16 protein-coding genes are annotated in these 18,607 nt (G+C 61.9%); 12 read left to right on the top strand and 4 right to left on the bottom strand.

Features of this window, described 5'->3' with window-relative positions:
* Nucleotides 1-30 precede the first annotated feature (30 nt).
* The 9 genes from C2L65_RS01765 (at nt 31) to C2L65_RS01725 (ending at nt 8,115) form a co-directional block, all read left to right on the top strand.
* Complete coding sequence (locus C2L65_RS01765) at nt 31-924, top strand: LysR family transcriptional regulator (RefSeq protein WP_042306286.1); 894 nt, start codon at nt 31-33, stop codon at nt 922-924.
* Nucleotides 925-1,311: 387 nt separating this feature from the next.
* Nucleotides 1,312-2,025, top strand: coding sequence for a c-type cytochrome (locus C2L65_RS01760; RefSeq protein ID WP_042306287.1), 714 nt, complete (start codon nt 1,312-1,314; stop codon nt 2,023-2,025).
* Nucleotides 2,022-3,377 carry a c-type cytochrome gene (locus C2L65_RS01755; RefSeq protein ID WP_042306288.1) on the top strand — a complete coding sequence of 452 codons (1,356 nt, stop codon included), beginning with the start codon at nt 2,022-2,024 and terminating at the stop codon, nt 3,375-3,377. Before C2L65_RS01760 ends, C2L65_RS01755 begins: the two co-directional genes overlap by 4 nt.
* 42 nt (nt 3,378-3,419) lie before the next feature.
* Nucleotides 3,420-3,602: a hypothetical protein gene (locus C2L65_RS01750; protein ID WP_042306289.1), complete on the top strand. Its 183-nt coding sequence runs from the start codon at nt 3,420-3,422 to the stop codon at nt 3,600-3,602.
* 2 nt (nt 3,603-3,604) lie between these two features.
* Nucleotides 3,605-4,177: a cupredoxin domain-containing protein gene (locus C2L65_RS01745; RefSeq protein WP_042306290.1), complete on the top strand. Its 573-nt coding sequence runs from the start codon at nt 3,605-3,607 to the stop codon at nt 4,175-4,177.
* On the top strand, nt 4,164-5,789 hold the full coding sequence (locus tag C2L65_RS01740) for a b(o/a)3-type cytochrome-c oxidase subunit 1 (protein WP_042306291.1): 1,626 nt from the start codon (nt 4,164-4,166) through the stop codon (nt 5,787-5,789). Before C2L65_RS01745 ends, C2L65_RS01740 begins: the two co-directional genes overlap by 14 nt.
* Nucleotides 5,786-6,598 (top strand): c-type cytochrome, encoded by an 813-nt coding sequence (locus C2L65_RS01735; protein WP_042306292.1) that lies wholly within the window; start codon nt 5,786-5,788, stop codon nt 6,596-6,598. The genes C2L65_RS01740 and C2L65_RS01735 overlap by 4 nt, the downstream gene beginning before the upstream one ends.
* A gap of 360 nt (nt 6,599-6,958) precedes the next feature.
* Nucleotides 6,959-7,498 (top strand): PAAR domain-containing protein, encoded by a 540-nt coding sequence (locus tag C2L65_RS01730; RefSeq protein ID WP_042306293.1) that lies wholly within the window; start codon nt 6,959-6,961, stop codon nt 7,496-7,498.
* Nucleotides 7,498-8,115: a type VI secretion system amidase effector protein Tae4 gene (locus C2L65_RS01725; protein ID WP_042306294.1), complete on the top strand. Its 618-nt coding sequence runs from the start codon at nt 7,498-7,500 to the stop codon at nt 8,113-8,115. Before C2L65_RS01730 ends, C2L65_RS01725 begins: the two co-directional genes overlap by 1 nt.
* 467 nt (nt 8,116-8,582) lie before the next feature.
* Here C2L65_RS01725 and C2L65_RS01715 read toward each other — a convergent pair whose 3' ends face one another.
* The gene (locus tag C2L65_RS01715) at nt 8,583-10,232 is read right to left on the bottom strand and encodes a methyl-accepting chemotaxis protein (RefSeq protein ID WP_042306295.1); all 1,650 of its coding nucleotides are present in this window, start codon (nt 10,230-10,232) and stop codon (nt 8,583-8,585) included.
* A gap of 339 nt (nt 10,233-10,571) precedes the next feature.
* On the opposite strand from C2L65_RS01715, the gene C2L65_RS01710 reads away from it, so the two are divergent.
* On the top strand, nt 10,572-11,396 hold the full coding sequence (locus C2L65_RS01710; protein ID WP_042306361.1) for a bestrophin-like domain: 825 nt from the start codon (nt 10,572-10,574) through the stop codon (nt 11,394-11,396).
* Between the two features lie 18 nt (nt 11,397-11,414).
* Here C2L65_RS01710 and C2L65_RS01705 read toward each other — a convergent pair whose 3' ends face one another.
* On the bottom strand, nt 11,415-12,320 hold the full coding sequence (locus tag C2L65_RS01705; protein WP_042306296.1) for a LysR family transcriptional regulator: 906 nt from the start codon (nt 12,318-12,320) through the stop codon (nt 11,415-11,417).
* 135 nt (nt 12,321-12,455) lie between these two features.
* Between C2L65_RS01705 and C2L65_RS01700 the strand changes: the two genes are divergently transcribed.
* Complete coding sequence (locus tag C2L65_RS01700; RefSeq protein ID WP_042306297.1) at nt 12,456-13,199, top strand: SDR family oxidoreductase; 744 nt, start codon at nt 12,456-12,458, stop codon at nt 13,197-13,199.
* 132 nt (nt 13,200-13,331) lie between these two features.
* Here C2L65_RS01700 and C2L65_RS01695 read toward each other — a convergent pair whose 3' ends face one another.
* On the bottom strand, nt 13,332-13,871 hold the full coding sequence (locus C2L65_RS01695; protein ID WP_042306298.1) for a single-stranded DNA-binding protein: 540 nt from the start codon (nt 13,869-13,871) through the stop codon (nt 13,332-13,334).
* A gap of 141 nt (nt 13,872-14,012) precedes the next feature.
* Complete coding sequence (locus C2L65_RS01690) at nt 14,013-15,200, bottom strand: MFS transporter (RefSeq protein WP_042306299.1); 1,188 nt, start codon at nt 15,198-15,200, stop codon at nt 14,013-14,015.
* 283 nt (nt 15,201-15,483) lie between these two features.
* Here C2L65_RS01690 and uvrA point away from each other — a divergent pair, with 283 nt between their 5' ends.
* The gene (gene uvrA / locus C2L65_RS01685; protein ID WP_042306300.1) at nt 15,484-18,606 is read left to right on the top strand and encodes an excinuclease ABC subunit UvrA; all 3,123 of its coding nucleotides are present in this window, start codon (nt 15,484-15,486) and stop codon (nt 18,604-18,606) included.
* The last annotated feature ends 1 nt before the right edge of the window (nt 18,607 follow it).

Genomic DNA, 18,607 nt, shown 5'->3' with positions numbered 1-18,607 from the left:
TAGGATGTCATCCATCGGAGAATCCGAAACATGAACCAGCGTGCGTTCGACCTTGCGCAGTTGCGCACCTTCGTTGCCGTCGCGGAAGCGGGCAGCGTGTCGGCGGGCGCGGAACGCGTGTTCCTGTCGCAGTCGTCGGCTAGCGAGCAGTTGAAGAAGCTCGAAGAGCGTGCGGGCCAGCCGCTGTTCCTGCGCGGCAAGCAGGGCGTGACCGCGACGCCTGCAGGCGCGAAGCTGCTCGATCATGCACGCCGCATTCTGGCGATGAGCGAAGCGGCGTTCGAAGATCTGCAAGGCCGCTCGCTCGACGGCGAACTGCGCATCGCGATCACCGACTACTACCGGCCGCACGACGTCGCGCGCGTGCTGAAAATATTCTCAGAGCAGCATCCGCGGTTGCGTCTGCATGTGACTGTGCTGCCGAGCGCGGTGATCGACAGCAGCGTCGAAGACGACACCACGTTCGATATCGGCCTGTCGCTGCGCATCGTCGCGCCGGACACGAAGCGCGCGGCATCGAACAGGCCGCAAGCGGCGAGCACCGTCGTGCGGCGCGAGAAGCTGGTCTGGGCCATGTCCGCCGACGCCGATCCGCGACACGTCGCCGCGCCTTTCCATCTCGTGCTGCTGCCGTCCACTTGTCAGCTGCAGCGCTTCGTCGTCAGGTTGCTCGACGAGAACAAGGTGTCGTATCTCGTCTCGCATTCGGCATCGGGCATGGCGGGTCTTCAACTGGCGTTGAAGGCGGGGCTCGGCATCTCATGTCTGAATGAATCGTCGATCGGTTCGGGCATGGTGCTGTGTCCGCCGACGATCGGCCTGCCTCAGTTGCCAGCCGTCGAGTTTCATCTGCTGCCCGGACGTCCCGGCGAAAGCGCACGCGTCAGCGATGCGCGTGAAGCGTTCATGCGCCTGCTCGCGTGAATGCGATTGCAGTATCTGCACAAGTGCTTAGTTGACACGACAATTACTGCAACTGTTTTTGCTGCGTTGAAACGCGACCAATTGCCATCTATGATGATTGCAACGCCACCGTCATCGTGATGCCTTAACGTATCAATGCGTTTGCCTGATCGACGGCAAGCGCGAAGCATGCGCGCGCGTCAATCCGTACCCTCATCTGCATGCTTTTGCGGACTTGACTAGACTGTCGGCGCCGCGCATCGCGCATGTAAGAGCAGCAATCATTCGCATGTCATGGGTCGCTGATGCGGCCGCGGTAGAGAAGCAAAAGAGAAGAGCGCAATGCGTCTCTTCCCAAGGGTGCAACACAACGATATCTACAAACCCTATTTCCCTACGAGGCCAGTCGTGCATCGCAGAACCATCGGCTCTTCGATCCTTTTGCTGCTGTGCGCCCTTTGCGCGCGAGCGTCATTCGCGGCGTCGAACGACGCACCCGCGCCGTCGGCGATGGACGAGAAAATGCACGCCTGCACGACCTGTCACGGTGCGCAGGGCCAGGGGCGCAACAACGATTACTTTCCGCGTATCGCGGGCAAGCCCGCCGAGTATCTGTTCAACCAGTTGACAGCATTTCGCGACGGTGGCCGCACCTATCCGCCGATGGGTTATCTGCTTGCGTTTCTGCCCGACGAGTATCTGCGCAAGATCAGCCAGTACTTCGCCGATCTGCAGCCGCCGTATCCGAACCCCGACACCAACCCGGTGCCGCAAGCGACGCTCGATTACGGCAAGCAGGTCGTCATGCAAGGCGACACGAAGCGCGGCATCCCGGCATGCGCCGCCTGTCATGGCGAGCGGTTGACGGGCCAGCAACCGGGCATCCCCGGTCTGCTCGGTCTGCATGCGAGCTATATCGCCGGGCAGATGGGTACGTGGCGCTCGGGCACGCGTCACGCGCTCGCGCCCGACTGCATGCACACCATCGCCGTGAAGCTGAGCGACAAGGACATCACCGCCGTATCGAGCTGGCTCGCGCGCCAGCCGCGTCCCGCCGATCCGCGTCCCGTGCCGCGATTGCCCGGCAAGCTGCCGCTCGCATGTGGGAGCCAACCGGAATGAAGACTCTCTTCCTTAGCTCCGTGTCGATCAGCTCCGTGTATCGCATGCCACGCGCAGCGCGCGTCGCGCGCCGCATCACCGTGTCGCTCGCCGTGGGCGCCATGTTCACGCTCTTCGCGCTCGCGCCGCGTTCGCCGCTCATCGCCACCACCCATGCAGCAGAAGCCACGGCGCCTGCTGGCCCGGACACGCGCCCCGAGATCGTCAAGCGCGGCGAGTATCTCGCGCGCGCGGGCGATTGCGTTGCGTGCCACACGGCACCGCGCGGCAAGACGTTTGGCGGCGGCCTCGCGATGGAGACGCCGTTCGGCACCTTCTACACGCCGAACATCAGCTCCGACAAGGAGTACGGCATCGGCAAATGGACCGCCGACGAGTTCTTCAAGATGATGCGCACGGGCAAAAGCCCCGACGGCAAGCTGATCTATCCCGTGATGCCGATTGCGGCCTACACCAAAGTCACGCGCGAAGACTCCGACGCGATCTTCGCGTATCTGCAGTCAGTGGAACCCGTGCATCAACCGAGCCGCAAGCTGGAACTGCGCTTCCCATTCAATCAGCGCGAACTGCTGATCGGCTGGCGCTCGCTGTATTTCCGCGAAGGCGAGTACCAGCCGAACCCGAGCCGCTCGGTCGAATGGAATCGCGGCGCGTATCTGGTGGAAGGGCTCGGCCACTGTTCGATGTGCCACACGAAGATCAATCTGCTCGGCGGCTCGTCGAAGAGCGAGCAGTTCGCGGGCGGCCTGATCCCGGTGCAGAACTGGTACGCGCCGTCGCTCACGTCCGACAAGGACGGCGGTCTCGGTGACTGGAGCATCAAGGACATCGTCGATCTCTTGCAAGCGGGCATCTCGGATCGCGGCGCGGTCTACGGCCCGATGGCCGAAGTCACGTATCACAGCCTGCAATACATGACCGATGACGACGTGAAGGCGATGGCCGTCTATCTGAAGACGCTGCCCGATAACGACCCCGGCCGCAAGACGGGCCCGTCGGCGACTGTGAAGCCGGCCGTGTTCGAGAACGGCCAGCGCATCTATATGCAGAAGTGCGCGACATGCCATGGCGAGCACGGCGAGGGCCATCTGCAGCACTATCCGCCGCTCGCGCACAACCAGTCGATCGAAATGGACTCGGCCGTCAACCCGATTCGCATCGTGCTGAACGGGGGCTTCCCGCCCGGCACGCGGCGCAATCCCGAGCCGTATGGCATGCCGCCGTTCGCGCAGGAACTGAACGACGCCGATCTCGCCGCCGTCGTCACGTACATCCGCACTGCGTGGGGCAATCACGGCTTGCCCGTGACGGCGAAGCAGGTCAATGAATTGCGCAAGGCGCCGTTGCACTAGCCCACATCACTCGCATAAACCTTGTCCTCGGAGATATGGCAGATGGACCCTAACGTTCACTCCGGCGACCATTCCGGCAACGCTTCGGACGACGAAGTCGAACGCATCGTCGCGCAAGGACCGCATGGCGCGATCGCGGTCGCGGGCGTCGCGACCGTGGTGGTGCTGGCGATCTGGATCGGCTTCTACTTTCTCGTATTCGTGCCGCGCGGCGTCATTCACTGATCATGTCGACCCAACCTTCCCATTCCCCCGATAACGGCCATGGCATCGCCGAGCGCTCCGAAAAGCGCTGGGCGTACTTCGTCATCGCGATCGTCCTGTTCATGCTCGTGGTCGTCGTGTACTCAGGGCTGCACTACGCGATGATGCCGCCGTCGCGCGTCGAAACCATCGACCCGTCGCGGCTGCAGATGTCGGGCGAGTTCGTCGAAAGCAATCTGGGTACAGGCGTCGATCCCGACGGTACCGTCGTCGTGCGCTTCATCGCGCAGCAATACTCGTTCACGCCGCAATGCCTGGTCGTCCCCGCCGGCACCGACATCACCTTCCGCACGACGAGCGCCGACGTCGTGCATGGCCTGCTCGTCACGGACACGAACATCAACACGATGGTCGTGCCGGGCTACGTCGCGACGTTTTCCTCCTCCTTCGACAAACCCGCCGATCACCTGATGCCCTGCCACGAATTCTGCGGCTTCGGCCATCAGACGATGTGGGCGCATGTGAAGGTGATCGACAAGGCTGCCTTCTTCGAACAGGCAAAACAACATCGGAGGCTCAGCTGTGTTTCACGCTAAGCGACTCGTTCTCGCGCACTTCTGGCTCGCGTTCATCGCGTTCGGAATCGCGCTGCTGCTGGGCGCATGGCAGATGCTCGTGCGCAGTCCGCTGCATCCGTGGATCGGTGACCCGGAGCTGTACTACCGCTCGGTGACGGCGCACGGCACGGTGATGGCCTACGTGCTGCCGACGCTCGTCGCAATGGGCTTCGGCTACGCGATCGTCGAACTGGCGCTACAACAGGTGCTCGTCGGCCTGAAGTGGGCGTGGGCCGCGTTCATCCTGCTCGTGGTCGGCGCAGTGATGGCGATGGTGCCCGTTGCGGCTGGCCAGGCGTCGGTGCTCTTCACGTTCTATCCGCCGATGATCGGCAGTCCGTTCTATTACCTCGGCGTCGTGCTGGTGGTGGTCGGCTCGTGGATCTGGGTCGCGCTGATGGGCGTCAACCTGCACGTCTGGAAACGCGCGAATCCCGGCAAACCGGTGCCGCTCGCGATGTACGCGAACGTGGCGGGCGCGTATCTGTGGGCATGGACGGCCGTGGGCGCGGCGCTCGAAATCCTGTTCCAGATTCTGCCCGTCGCGCTCGGCCTGAAGTCGACCATCGACGCGGGCCTCGCGCGCGTGCTGTTCTCGTGGACGCTGCACGCGATCGTCTATTTCTGGCTGGTGCCGTCGTATATCGCGTACTACACGCTGGTGCCTCGCGCGATTGGCGGCAGGCTCTATAGCGATTCGATGGCGCGCGTGTCGTTCATCCTGTTCCTCGTGTTTGCGATGCCGATCGGCGTTCACCATCTGTTCGCCGATCCGCAGGTCGGTGCGGGCTTCAAGTTCGTTCACGCGGTGTTCACGGGCATGGTGTCGGTGCCGACGCTGCTCACCGTGTTCACGATCTGCGCATCGGTGGAAATCGCCGGGCGGCTGCGCGGCGGCAAGGGCGCATTCGGCTGGCTGAAAGCGCTGCCGTGGGACAACCCGATGATGCTCGTGATCGCGTTCTCGTTCATCATGCTCGGCTTCGGCGGCGCGGGCGGGCTCATCAACATGAGCTATCAGCTGAACGAAACCATCCACAACACGCAGTGGGTCACGGGGCACTTCCATCTGATCTTCGGCGGCGCGATCGTCATCATGTACTTCGCGATTGCGTATGAGTTGTGGCCGCAACTGACGGGCCGCGCGATCGGCTCGTTGCGTCTGATCCGCTGGCAGCTGTGGCTGTGGTTCATCGGCATGATGGTCGTCACGCTGCCGTGGCATTACGTCGGTTTGCTGGGCGCGCCGCGCCGCATGGCGTACTACGACTACAGCAATCCCGCGATCGCGCCGCAAGCTGTCTGGGTCGCCGTGTCGGCAGTCGGCGGATTGATTCTGGTGATCTCCGGGTTCCTGTTTCTCTACATTCTCGCGAAGGCGCAGTTCGGCGCAATCGAGCAGCCGAAGCAGTTCCGCTTCAGCGCGCCCGTGCATCCTGTCGAACGCGTGCCCGCTGCGTTGAACAGCTTCGGCCTGTGGGTCGCGCTGATGATCGGACTGACGATCGTCAACTACAGCGTGCCCATCGCACAACTGCTCGGCTTGCAGCAGACTTCTGTGCCGGCCGTATCGGTGGGAGCGCGGTCATGAGCGAAGAACGCGTCTTCAGCTTCAGCAACCGATGGTTCACGTCGAGCGTCGGCGGCGTGATCGTGATCGCCATCGTGGCGATTCTGATCGGCTTTATCTGGCTGCCGTCGAAGCATCCCGACTTCACGCAGCGCGGGTTGTGGGCGACGATCTGCAGCGCAGCGGGCGCACCGTCGACGTGGTTCACGCAAAGCGACAACATCGCCGGCCCCGCGCCGAGCAATGTACTCGTGCTGCCGCCTCTGCCGCCGTGGGGCCGCACGCGTCCCAGCGCTGACTCGATTGGCCGAGGCGCTACGCTCGCGCAGAACTGCTCGATGTGTCATGGCGTCGAAAGCCTGATCCAGGTCACGGCGCCCGTGCTCGCGGGACAATATGCGGACGTGGTCTACAAGCAGTTGCGCGACTACCAGAGCGGCCAGCGCGCAAACGCGATCATGCCGCCCATCATCGCGCATCTGAACGACCGCGATCTGCACGACCTCGCGAATTACTATTCGACACTGCCGCGCCCCGCCGCTGTCGAACAGGCCACCACCGAAGACGCGACCATCCGCAAGTTCGTCAACGAAGGCTCGCCGATGCGCAACATCGCGCCCTGCGCGGCCTGTCACGGCGATCGTGACCGCAAGGGCGCCGCGCCGTGGTTGGGCGGGCAGTCGTCGGTGTATATGGCGGCGCAACTGCGCGCGTTCGCTAATGGCGACCGCCATAACGACATCAACGAGCAGATGCGCAACGTCGCGCGGAATATGACGCCGGAGGAGATCGACGGGGTCGCGAAGTATTACGCTGAAAGGCAGCCTTAAAGCGTTAGGTCGAAAGTCAAACGGCGGTGCAAGCGTGAAGGCTTGCACCGCCGTTTGTTTTTTCATACGCAGCCACAGGACACAGCGGGCGCGATCTTACGCATTGCCCCCGCTACTTCACCGGAGTGACCGATGCCCGCCGCTTTCATGTGCGCCGACTTGACGTCGAGGCCGCACTCTTGACTCTCTTTTACATAACTAGGGGCAAGTGCCGGTTATCCTCGTTAGGCCACTTCTTCCATGGCTATTTGGCTTACGTGGAGACAAATCGATGCGTAGAAACAAGTACAACAAAGTTATTTTCTTTGCTCCGAGCGTCAGGGCGTTCACCTACACGTGCCGCGAATCTCGGGAGGTCGTATGACAACGTCGAGACTCGTCGCAAAAGGCGACATGACGACGACCAAAGGCCGTGTCATGGGCGGTTCGTCGACATGGTACGCAGACAACGGTCAAGCGTTGGCGCTGCATCACGACCTGGCAACGTGCGGGAATTGCAAAGGACTCTTCCCCATCTTGGGTAGCGCTCGAGACTGGATGGAAAACGGGAAGCCGATGGTAAAGCATATGGACCAGGTACTGTGTCCGTGCGGAAAAAACCTCGTACTTGCCAGCGGGGCTTCCTCGCTTCTGTACATGAGCGGCGCCGACACAACGACGACAAGCAATGCCTCATTCACGGCGCCGACAAGCTCGACAACCTGTGATGAACAGGTTCATGCCGTCGCTCGCATGGTGCTCGATTTCTACCCCTACTTCATCGAAACGGCAGACGGGAGAGCTTTCTCGGGCCGCGTCACCGAAGGTGGCGACCTTCCACGCGTTGCGACCGGCACTGAGACGGACTATCAGATCTACTGGGGTGACGAAGCGCTGGCCAGAGAACAAGGAATTGAATAATGCCGAACAGCAGAACCATTGTCAGGACGAATTCCACACCGGGTTCCATCAAGGACGTGCAACTCCGCGTGGTCACCTTCCAGGAGTTGTGGGACAACTATCCGTCGGGAAATCCTTACGACAATTCAGCGTACAAGGATCAGTGCGCAATCCGCATGAGTGTGATGTTTCATCGCGTCGGCATCGAGATGAAGTCGTTCTCGGAAAAGCTCGTCAGGCCTCTGTCGGATCAACCATCAATCGGGCGGATTATCCTCGACGGCAAAGCCACGGCCACTCGCGCCGACGAATTGGGAGAATGGCTGAAGTTGCAGCCGTTTGCGGGACTTCCAAAGGCCGAAGATATTACTGGCTCAGATTGGGAATCGAAGGTGAAGGGCCGCACGGGTATCGTTCAGTTCTCCCGTTATTGGACGCGCGCAGGTGAAACGACTTCCAATGCAAGCGGTGGCCACATCGACCTCTGGAATGGAGCACGCCTGACAATTAGCAGCGCGCCGGATGCCGTCGCAACGATTAGCCGCTATTTTGGCGGACAGTCATTCTTCCCGGGAACGGGTTTCGGCTGGTCCGACCTTCGGAACTCGAAGCAGATTCTGTTTTGGGAAATCAAATAATGCATCGCTTCCTCGGGACCTTGGGGTTTGCTGTCGTAGGCTTACTCAGTGTCTTTACTTGGTCCTTAATCGATACCCGGTTGTGTACCGCGTATGCCCGACTATGTATCCCGCGCGCCGGTGAATGCGGAGGTGGAGTGGACACTTGTCCTATCACGACGCAAGTGTTTGCCGACTTCGCCTTATATCTGCTTGCCCCGCCGGTTCTATTCGCAGGGCTAGGATATTTGCTATGCGCAAGACGCAGCAACTTTTCAGTAGTAGCAAAATGCATTGCGATTGCAATCGTCATGCACTGGCTCTCGACGTTCGTCGCTATGCGAGTCTTCCACATCTGAAAATCGCATCCAGGAAGCGAAAATGCCGCGCTCCCGCGCGGCATTTTCATATGGCGTGGATCGTTGGCGCTCCAGCCTGAATCGCCAACATCAATCGCGCGATGCATGAGGTACGAACTGCGCTGTGCATCAAACCGCTTCCACCGCCTCCATTTGCATCGCCACTCCCTGCTTCTGCGTCACAACCCGGCGCGCAGCACCCCGCGACGCCGACGCCTGCCCGCTATCCGTCCTGAACACGGCCACCGCTGTCGTCAGCCGGCGCGCCTGCTCTTCGAGCGAACTCGCCGCTGCCGCCGCCTGCTCGACGAGCGCCGCGTTCTGCTGCGTCACTTCGTCCATCTGCGCGACGGCGAGATTCACCTGATCGATACCCGTGCTCTGCTCGGTCGCGGCCTCGGCGATCTCGCTCATGATCGCGCTGACACGCGCGATTGCATCGACGATGTCCGTCATCGTCGAACCTGAGCGCTGCACAAGGTCCGCGCCCGCCGTCACGCGTTCGTTCGATTCACCGATCAGACCTTTGATCTCCTTCGCCGCTGCCGCGCTACGCTGCGCAAGCGAGCGCACTTCGCTCGCCACCACCGCAAAGCCGCGGCCCTGCTCGCCCGCGCGCGCCGCCTCGACAGCCGCGTTCAACGCGAGAATGTTGGTCTGGAACGCGATGCCTTCGATCACGCCGACGATATCCGCAATACGCCGCGAGTCATCGACGATCTTCTGCATCGTGCCGACCACCTGCTGCGTGAGATCGCCGCCCTGCGCTGCGAGCGTCGATGCGCCCTGCGCGAGCGAACTCGCCTGCTTGGCGTTATCGGCCGTCTGCTTGACGGTCGACGTGAGCTCCTCGATGCTCGCCGCCGTTTCTTCGAGCGATGCGGCCTGCTCTTCCGTGCGCTGCGACAGGTTCGTATTGCCCGCGGCGATTTCGCTCACGCCCGTATCGATGGAATCGGTGCCGTGACGCACGGTGTTCACCGTCGCGATCAGCGACTCCTGCATCTTGCGCAGCGCCGCCGCGAGACGTCCCATTTCGTTGTCGCTAACGTTGTCGATACGGCCCGTCAGATCACCGTTTGCGATGCGCTGGAATTGCTCGATGGTGGCATCGACGGGATGCACGATTGCGCGAACCATCATCATGCGTCCAAGCCACGCGAAGATCAGCGTAGCCGCCATGCCGACCGCGACCGCGACACTGATCGTGTAGAAGAGTTGCTGTGCTTCCTGGTAACGTTGCTCGGCGTGATCGAGCTGCAGCTTTTCGAGCGTCAACATCGCCTTTTCATAAGCGCTGTAGAGCGGCGACAGCTTGTGCGCCTGAAGTTGCTGGAAAGCCGCCTTGTCGCCGGACTTGAGCGCGGCGAGCGCGGGCTCGGCGCCTTCGTGCAGGAACGCATCGCGCTTGTCCTGCATGTCCTTGATGAGACGCTGTTCGTCGGCGTCGTTGCTGGCCTTGCTGATGTAGTGCGCAAGACGTTCGTTCGACACCTTCTGATACGTATCGAAACGCTTCAGCACCGCATCGGCGCCTTCCTGATCGTTCAGCTCGATCAGCGAAGAGTAGGTTGCGAGCGCCAGACGCAGGCGCAGCAGCTGGCCAGCGCTGCCTTCGAGATCCGCCACCGCTGGCGTGTCGACGGTGTACATCTGTTGCAACGACGCATTGCTTTCACGCAGCGATAACAGGCCCGCCGCCGCGCCGATCAGCAATACCACGCCGAACAGCACGACCATCAACGTGAGGTATGCGCGAATCGAAAGACCTTTCAACATGAAGCATGTCTCCTATGGCCGCCTGACGGGAATCTTCCGGTTCCACGGCAGGCTTGCTGCGCCCAGGCCGATAGGCAAGGTCCGCAACCCGATTAAAAATTAAGCAAACGCACCACATTTTCAGTTACGGCTGATTCGAGGAAAACTTTATGGCCTGTCAGGTCGCTTTCGGCCGAAACGCTCGCTAATTGATCTGGCGCATAGACATGCGTCGTCTTGCCAAATATTTCTTCTCGATATTTGGGTTTGGCGTACGTGATTTAACAATTCCGATCGACACTTGCCCGCGCTTCGAAGTTGTTGGACAGTAGCGAAGCGACGGCTACGCGGACCATGCTCATGCAAGAGACCTTGTCAGCGCTCGTGGTGTTCGCCCTGCTTCTGGCGGGAACAGGCGTCGGCTTTTTCGGCAAGGCTTATCTGCCTGAAGAGCATCGCAGGCACGAGACGCTTCAGCTGATCCAGCTCGTGATGACGATGCTCGTGACGTTCGCGGCGCTGGTGCTGGGCTTGCTCACGGCATCCGCGAAAAGCAGTTTCGATACCGTCGGCAACGACTTCCGCTCTTATGCCGCCGAGCTGATCCAACTGGACATGGCGCTGCGCCAGTACGGTCCCGAGGCGCAATACCCGCGCACGCTGCTGCGCGCGTACACGGCGGCGGCGATCGCCGCGACGTGGCCCGGGGAGGACCCGCCGTCGGGGGACTATCCAAGATTCAAGAGCGATCTGAGCCACGAGAAGCTCGAAGGTATCGGGCTCGGCCAAATGCTGAACGACGCGTTCGTCGCCGTGCGCAAGCTGCAGCCCACCGACAGCTACCAGCAGCACACGCAGGCCGAATGCATCGCGCGTTTCGAGCGCGTGATCCAGGCGCGCTGGACGTTGATCGAAGAAGCGCATAGCTCGATTTCGAAGCCCTTTCTCACCACGCTCACCTTCTGGCTGATGATCATCTTTCTATGCTTCGGCATCGTCGCGCCTCGCAACGCGCTGGCGCTCGTGATGATCATGCTGGGTGCCGTGTCGATTGCATCGGCCGTGTATGTGATCGTCGATCTCGACACACCGCTGACGGGCCCGATCGTTTCCTCCAGCCTGCCGATGCGCGATGCGCTCGCGCATCTAGACCGCGCTTTAGCGCAACCCTCAGGCGACCATTAGCCGGCTATCGACCGACCTTCAGCCGATCTTCAGCCCGCCCGCCGCGTCGAAGATCTCGCGCAGCCATTGTGCGAACACCCGCACGCGCGACGACAACTGACGGCTTTGCGGATAGAGCACGGTGACGGGCATTGGCGGCGGCGGAAACTGCGGCAGTACGACGACGAGGCGGCCCGCAGCGAGTTCGCTCTCCACGCGATAGCGCGGCACCTGCACAAGACCGAGCCCAGCGACGGACGCACCCGTGTACAGATCGGTGCCCGTCACGGAAACGACCGCCTCCAGATTCACCTCGACGATGCGTTCATCGACGGTGAATTCGAGCGGCAGCGCGTTGCCCGTCGCGCTCGACATGTAATTGACGGCTCGATGTGTGGTGAGCGCGGCGAGATCGCCGGGCACGCCGTGCCGTTCCAGATACGCCGGGCTCGCGACCGTCACCTGTTCGAGTCGCGCAACGCGCCGCCCGACCATCGACGAATCTTGCAGATTCCCCGCGCGCAGCACGCAATCGACACCCTCGCGCACCAGATCGACCAGGCGGTCGTCTTCGCCGATATGCAACTCGATGCCCGGATAGCGCGCGAGAAAATCCGGCAGCGCGGGCACGATGAAATGCCGCGCGAGCGTGCCTTGCAGATTCACGCGCAGCAGACCTTTCGGCGCGGCGTCGCGAAACGAACCTTCCGCTTCTTCCATGTCCGCGAGCAGACGTACGCAGCGGCGGTAGTACGCTTCGCCGTCGTGCGTGAGGCGCACGGTGCGTGTCGTGCGTTCGAGCAGCCGCGCGCCGAGCCGTTGCTCCATCCGTTTCATCAGGTTCGTGACGGTGGCGCGCGGAATCTGCAGATCGTCGGCGGCACGCGTGAAGCTCTGCCGCTCGGCGATGCGGACGAACACCTGCATTTCCTGAAAACGGTCCATGGCGGTACACGGCGGCTGGCTTCCGCACCATTGTTGAAGTGAATGGAATGATGATAACAACTTTCGGCTGATTATCTCTACGTCGAGATATCCGATCATCCTTCTCATCCACTCACCACTTCAAGGAATCGGATCATGAACAACGTCAAGAATGCACAGGTTGCGATCGTCACGGGCGCGTCGCGGGGTATCGGCGCGGCAATCGCGCGGCGGCTCGCCAGCGACGGGTTTGCGGTCGTCGTGAACTACGCGGCAAGCTCGAAGGAAGCGGATGCGCTCGTCGCTGAACTGAAGGCAGACGGCGCTGCGGCCATTGCGGTGAAGGCAGACGTCTCGAACGCCGACGACGTGCGTCGCATGTTCGAAGCGACGGAACAGCAGCTCGGCAAGGTCGATGTGCTCGTCAACAACGCGGGCATCCTGAAGACGGTGCCGCTCGCCGAAACCAGCGACGCGCTGTTCGCGCAAACCTTCGATATCAACGTTCGCGGCACCTTCAACACGCTGCGCGAAGCAGCGACGCGGATGAATAACGGTGGACGCATCGTCAACTTTTCGAGCACGACGCTCGCGCTGAACATGCCGGGTTACGCGATCTACAACGCGACCAAAGCGGCCGTCGAATCGTTCACGCATGTGTTCGCGAAGGAACTGCGTGGGCGGAATATCACGGTCAATGCCGTGGCGCCGGGGCCGGTGGCGACTTCGCTGTTCCTCGACGGCAAGACGGAAGAGCAGATTCAGACGTTCGCGAAGATGCCGCCGCTGCAACGTCTGGGACAGCCGGAGGATATTGCTTCCGTGGTCGCATTTCTCGCAGGGACGGATGGCGCGTGGGTGAACGGGCAGATTCTGCGGGCGAATGGCGGAGTGGCTTGAGGCCCGGCGCCTGGCGCTTTACACCTGATTTGCGTTTGCGATTCGGCCGAAACGTCGGCATGTAAAAAAACACCCCGCTCGATGGCGGGGTGTTTTTGTGTTCGTTCGTCGACGCTTGCGGTCTGGGACGGCTTAGAACGGAATATCGTCATCCATCTCATCGAACCCGCCGCCGGCCGGCGCGCTCGGACGGCTCTGACCGCCGCCACCGCCGCCCGACACACGGCCGGCACCACCGCCGCCACCGCCCGACATGCGGCCACCACCACCGCCGCGCTCCATCGATTCGCCGCGGCTATAGCCGCCGTCATCGCCACCACCGGCGCCGCCCGCACCGCCGCGGCCACCGAGCATCTGCATCTGTTCAGCGACGATTTCCGTCGAGTAACGGTCGGTGCCGTCCTGCGCCTGATACTTGCGCGTACGGATGCGCCCTTCGATGTACACCGCGGAGCCCTTCTTCAGGTATTCCGACACAATTTCAGCAAGACGCCCGAAGAACGAGATGCGGTGCCATTCCGTCATTTCCTTGAATTCGCCCGACTGCTTGTCCTTGTAGCGATCGGTCGTGGCAAGGCGAATGTTCGCCACTGCGTCGCCGCTCGGCAGATAACGGACTTCCGGATCGGCACCCAGATTGCCGACGAGAATGACCTTGTTCACGGATGCCATGAGTTTCTCCTGTTGATTCCGTTGCAGGCGACGCGGCGCCGATGGCGCTTCGCGCCCCAGCCGCCTGTGTCAGTGAAACGGAAAGCGCGCCGCTGCGCCCCGATTGACCGCCGCCTTGTAAATTCGTGCCGTAAAAAAGCTTTATGCCTTGCGTGGCGGCTGTTTCATGCTGGCCGCGATTATAAGCCAGCAAGCGACAAGCCCTGAGCATGCAAAAAACACGGCGCTCTGTCCATCAACTTTCAAGAGCCAGCCGCCGATCACGCCGCCCATTGCAAGGCCGATCGACTGCGTGGTGTTGTAGACGCCGGCCGCCGCGCCCTTGCGGGTGCCCGGCGCCAGCTTCGACACCAGCGAAGGCTGCGAAGCCTCGAGAATATTGAAGCCGAGAAAGTAGACGAACAGAATCGCTGCCACAGTCAGAATGGTATGCGGTGCGATGCCGAGAAGTAACTGTCCGATCAGGATAAGACCAATCGCACCCAGCAGCACCGGCTTCATCTTGCCGCGCTTTTCCGCGGCGATGATCGCCGGGACCATCATCACGAACGCGAGGCCCATCACGGGCAGGTAAATCTTCCAGTGCGACGAAACGGGCAGGCCGCCCGCTTCCAGAATGCGCGGTACCACGAGAAACAGCGCCGTCTGCGTGGCATGCAGCACCAGCACGCCGAAGTTCAGACGCAGCAGTTCCTTGTTGTGCAAGACTTCGTGGAACGGCGCGGGCACATGCACGGGCTTCGGCGCATCGGGCACGATCCACAGCACGACGCCGATCGCGAGAATCGAGAAAATGCCGACCAGCGTGAACAGGCCGCTCATGCCGAGGTAGTGGAAAACGATCGGCGCGCCGACGATCGCCACCGCAAACGACACGCCGATCGAGCCGCCCACCATCGCCATCGCCTTGGTGCGATGCTCTTCGGCCGTCAGGTCCGCAATGAACGCGATCACCGCCGACGACACCGCGCCCATCCCCTGAATCACCCGGCCGACGATGATCCACGTCATATCGTGCGCGAACGCGGCAACGAAGCTGCCGAGCGCGAAGATCAGCAGACCCATCGCGATGACCGGCTTGCGGCCGATCATGTCGGAAACCCAGCCGTAGAAGATGTAGAGCAGCGATTGCGTCACGCCATACGCGCCAAGCGCAATGCCGACCAGCAACACGTTGTCGCCGCCCGGAATCGTCTTCGCGTAGATCGAGAAGACGGGCATGATCATGAAGAGACCCAGCATGCGCAGCGCGAAGATCGCGGCAAGCGACACGGTCGCGCGCAACTCGGGCGCGCTCATGCGTGTGGAGGTGGCGGACGGATTGGACATCGGGAACGATTATTGAATGACGGACAGCGGATCGCGAGACAGCACGCATGCACGACACATGCGCAACCTCCAGCGCTGGCCGAGCTTATAACGGGTGCCTGGTCTCTTGCAGAAGGCAGAAATCGCCCTCAACTACGAGGGCCTCCCCGCAACGCTGAACCGCGAAAAAACGACGCTTTCGTCTTTGTCAGCACGCCGTTTGCGCACTGTCAGGAAGCCGTAACGGCGGTCTGGAAAAGTCGTTATAGTAGCAGGTTTAGCCTTCTCCTCTTCCCGCCGGTTCATGGAACAAATCCGTATCCGTGGGGCTCGGACCCACAACCTGAAGAACGTCAATCTCGACTTGCCGCGTCACAAGCTGGTCGTGATTACCGGCTTGTCCGGCTCGGGCAAATCGTCGCTCGCCTTCGACACGCTCTATGCCGAAGGCCAGCGCCGCTATGTGGAGAGCCTGTCCGCGTACGCCCGGCAATTCCTGCAATTGATGGAAAAGCCGGACGTCGATCTGATCGAGGGTCTGTCGCCCGCCATTTCGATCGAGCAGAAAGCGACCTCGCACAACCCGCGCTCGACAGTCGGCACCGTCACCGAAATCCACGACTACCTGCGACTTCTTTACGCACGTGTCGGCACGCCGTATTGCCCGGACCACGAAATTCCGCTGGAGGCGCAAAGCGTCTCGCAGATGGTGGATGCCGCGCTCGCGCTGCCCGAAGACACGAGGCTGATGATCCTCGCGCCCGTCGTCGCGAACCGCAAGGGCGAGCACACCGAGCTGTTCGAAGACATGCAGGCGCAAGGCTTCATCCGTTTTCGCGTGCGCTCGGGCGGCGGTACGGCGAACGAAGGCGTCGCGAAGATCTACGAAGTGGAGTCGCTGCCGCAGCTGAAAAAGAACGACAAGCACACGATCGACGTCGTCGTCGACCGTCTAAAGGTGCGCGCCGACGCGAAGCAGCGTCTGGCCGAATCGTTCGAAACCGCGCTGCGTCTCGCCGACGGCCGCGCAATCGCGCTCGAAATGGACACGGACAAAGAGCATCTGTTCAGCTCGAAGTTCGCGTGTCCGATCTGCTCGTATTCGCTGCAGGAACTGGAGCCGCGCCTCTTTTCGTTCAACAATCCGATGGGCGCGTGCCCGGAGTGCGACGGCCTCGGCCAGATCACGTTCTTCGATCCGAAGCGCGTGGTCGCGCACCCGTCGCTGTCGCTCGCGGCGGGCGCCGTGAAGGGCTGGGACCGGCGCAACCAGTTTTACTTCCAGATGCTGCAAAGCCTCGCGGCGTTCTTCGAATTCGACATCGACACCGCGTTCGAAGACCTGCCGGAAAAGGTGCGCCAAATCCTGCTGTACGGCTCGGGCAAGCAGACAGTGCCGTTCTCGTACATCAACGAGCGCGGCCGCACGTCGGTGCGCGAGCATGTATTCGAAGGGATCATTCCGAATCTGGAACGGCGTTATCGCGAGACCGACTCGGTCGCGGTGCGCGAGGAACTGGCGAAGTATCAGAACAACCAGGCGTGTCCGTCGTGCGAAGGCACGCGTTTGCGCCGCGAAGCCCGTTTCGTGCGCATCGGCGCGGACGGTGACGCGCGCGGCATCTTCGAAGTCAGCGGCTGGCCGCTGCGCGACACGCTCGGCTATTTCCAGACGCTGCGGTTAGAAGGCTCGAAGCGCGAAATCGCCGACAAGGTCGTCAAGGAAATCGTCGCGCGTCTGATGTTCCTGAATAACGTCGGGCTCGATTACCTGTCGCTGGAACGCAGCGCCGAGACGCTGTCGGGCGGCGAGGCGCAGCGCATCCGTCTCGCGTCGCAGATCGGCTCGGGGCTGACGGGCGTCATGTATGTGCTCGACGAACCGTCCATCGGCCTGCATCAGCGCGATAACGACCGCCTCATCTCGACGCTCAAGCATCTGCGCGATCTCGGCAACTCGGTGATCGTCGTCGAGCACGACGAAGACATGATCCGCATGGCCGACTACGTCGTCGACATGGGGCCGGGCGCGGGCGAGCACGGCGGCATGGTGATCGCCGAAGGCACGCCTGACGAAGTACAGGCGGACCCGGCGTCGATGACGGGCCAGTATCTCGCGGGCGCGCGGCGCATCGAATTCCCCGATGACCGCAAGGCGCCCGACGAGCGCCATCTGCGCATCGTCGAGGCATACGGCAACAACCTCAGACACGTCACACTCGATCTGCCCGTCGGTCTTCTGACCTGCGTGACGGGCGTGTCGGGTTCGGGCAAGTCGACGCTCATCAACGACACGCTGTATCACGCGGTCGCGCAGCACCTGTATGGGTCATCGGCCGAGCCGTCGCCGTTCGAGGCGATCGAAGGGCTCGAGCATTTCGACAAGGTCATCAACGTCGACCAGTCGCCGATCGGCCGCACGCCGCGCTCGAATCCCGCCACGTACACGGGCCTCTTCACGCCGATCCGCGAGCTGTTCGCGGGTGTGCCCGCCGCGAAGGAACGCGGCTACGATCCGGGCCGCTTCTCGTTCAACGTGAAGGGCGGGCGCTGCGAATCGTGCCAGGGCGACGGCGTGCTGAAGGTCGAAATGCACTTCCTGCCGGACGTGTACGTGCCGTGCGACGTGTGTCACGGCAAGCGCTACAACCGCGAAACGCTCGATATCCAGTACAAGAGCAAGAACATCAGCGAAGTGCTGGAGATGACGGTCGAGCACGCATACGACTTTTTCAAGGCGGTGCCCGTCGTCGCGCGCAAGCTGAAAACGTTGCTGGACGTGGGTCTCGGCTATATCCGTCTTGGCCAGTCGGCAACCACGTTGTCGGGTGGCGAGGCGCAGCGCGTGAAGCTTTCGCTGGAACTGAGCAAGCGCGATACGGGTCGCACACTGTATATCCTCGACGAGCCGACCACGGGTTTGCACTTCCACGATATCGCGCTGTTGCTCGAAGTGATCCATCGGTTGCGCGATCAAGGAAATACCGTGGTCATCATCGAGCATAATCTCGATGTGATAAAAACTGCCGACTGGGTCATCGATCTCGGCCCCGAAGGCGGTGCCGGCGGCGGTCAGATCATCGCGCAAGGCACGCCGGAGCAGATTGCGAAGTCGAAGGCAAGTTTTACCGGGCGGTATCTCGCGCCGCTGTTGCAGCGCGACAAGGCGGCAGACGAAGCGGCAGCAGGCGCGGACTATGCGAAGCAGGTGGACAGCGAAGAATCTGACGGGGAAGCGGAGGCAACTGTCATCGAAGGCGCTGCAGAATCGGCGAAACCGGCCGTAAAACCGGCAAGGTCGAAAAAGGCCGTTGCCGCAGATGCGCCGAAACCGGCATCGAAATCGACAGCGAAACCAGCGGCAGGAACAGCAAGAGCAACGGGCAAGGCACCGGCGAAGGCCGGCAAGCCGAGCGTCAAAACCTGAG

This window comes from Paraburkholderia terrae (genome assembly GCF_002902925.1).
In the GTDB taxonomy this organism is placed as follows: Bacteria; Pseudomonadota; Gammaproteobacteria; order Burkholderiales; family Burkholderiaceae; genus Paraburkholderia; species Paraburkholderia terrae.
Note: the sequence above shows the minus strand (reverse complement) of the source record. Positions and strands in the feature narration are given on the sequence as shown.

What these genes read in the sequence shown, in the direction of transcription:
- C2L65_RS01710 (WP_042306361.1), top strand. Translation starts at nt 10,572, where the DNA reads ATGCAAGAGACCTTGTCAGCGCTCGTGGTGTTCGCCCTGCTTCTGGCG.
- C2L65_RS01745 (WP_042306290.1), top strand. Translation starts at nt 3,605, where the DNA reads ATGTCGACCCAACCTTCCCATTCCCCCGATAACGGCCATGGCATCGCC.
- C2L65_RS01735 (WP_042306292.1), top strand. Translation starts at nt 5,786, where the DNA reads ATGAGCGAAGAACGCGTCTTCAGCTTCAGCAACCGATGGTTCACGTCG.
- C2L65_RS01690 (WP_042306299.1), bottom strand. Translation starts at nt 15,200, where the DNA reads ATGTCCAATCCGTCCGCCACCTCCACACGCATGAGCGCGCCCGAGTTG.
- C2L65_RS01695 (WP_042306298.1), bottom strand. Translation starts at nt 13,871, where the DNA reads ATGGCATCCGTGAACAAGGTCATTCTCGTCGGCAATCTGGGTGCCGAT.
- C2L65_RS01750 (WP_042306289.1), top strand. Translation starts at nt 3,420, where the DNA reads ATGGACCCTAACGTTCACTCCGGCGACCATTCCGGCAACGCTTCGGAC.
- C2L65_RS01705 (WP_042306296.1), bottom strand. Translation starts at nt 12,320, where the DNA reads ATGGACCGTTTTCAGGAAATGCAGGTGTTCGTCCGCATCGCCGAGCGG.
- C2L65_RS01715 (WP_042306295.1), bottom strand. Translation starts at nt 10,232, where the DNA reads ATGTTGAAAGGTCTTTCGATTCGCGCATACCTCACGTTGATGGTCGTG.
- C2L65_RS01755 (WP_042306288.1), top strand. Translation starts at nt 2,022, where the DNA reads ATGAAGACTCTCTTCCTTAGCTCCGTGTCGATCAGCTCCGTGTATCGC.
- C2L65_RS01700 (WP_042306297.1), top strand. Translation starts at nt 12,456, where the DNA reads ATGAACAACGTCAAGAATGCACAGGTTGCGATCGTCACGGGCGCGTCG.
- C2L65_RS01730 (WP_042306293.1), top strand. Translation starts at nt 6,959, where the DNA reads ATGACAACGTCGAGACTCGTCGCAAAAGGCGACATGACGACGACCAAA.
- C2L65_RS01725 (WP_042306294.1), top strand. Translation starts at nt 7,498, where the DNA reads ATGCCGAACAGCAGAACCATTGTCAGGACGAATTCCACACCGGGTTCC.
- C2L65_RS01765 (WP_042306286.1), top strand. Translation starts at nt 31, where the DNA reads ATGAACCAGCGTGCGTTCGACCTTGCGCAGTTGCGCACCTTCGTTGCC.
- uvrA (WP_042306300.1), top strand. Translation starts at nt 15,484, where the DNA reads ATGGAACAAATCCGTATCCGTGGGGCTCGGACCCACAACCTGAAGAAC.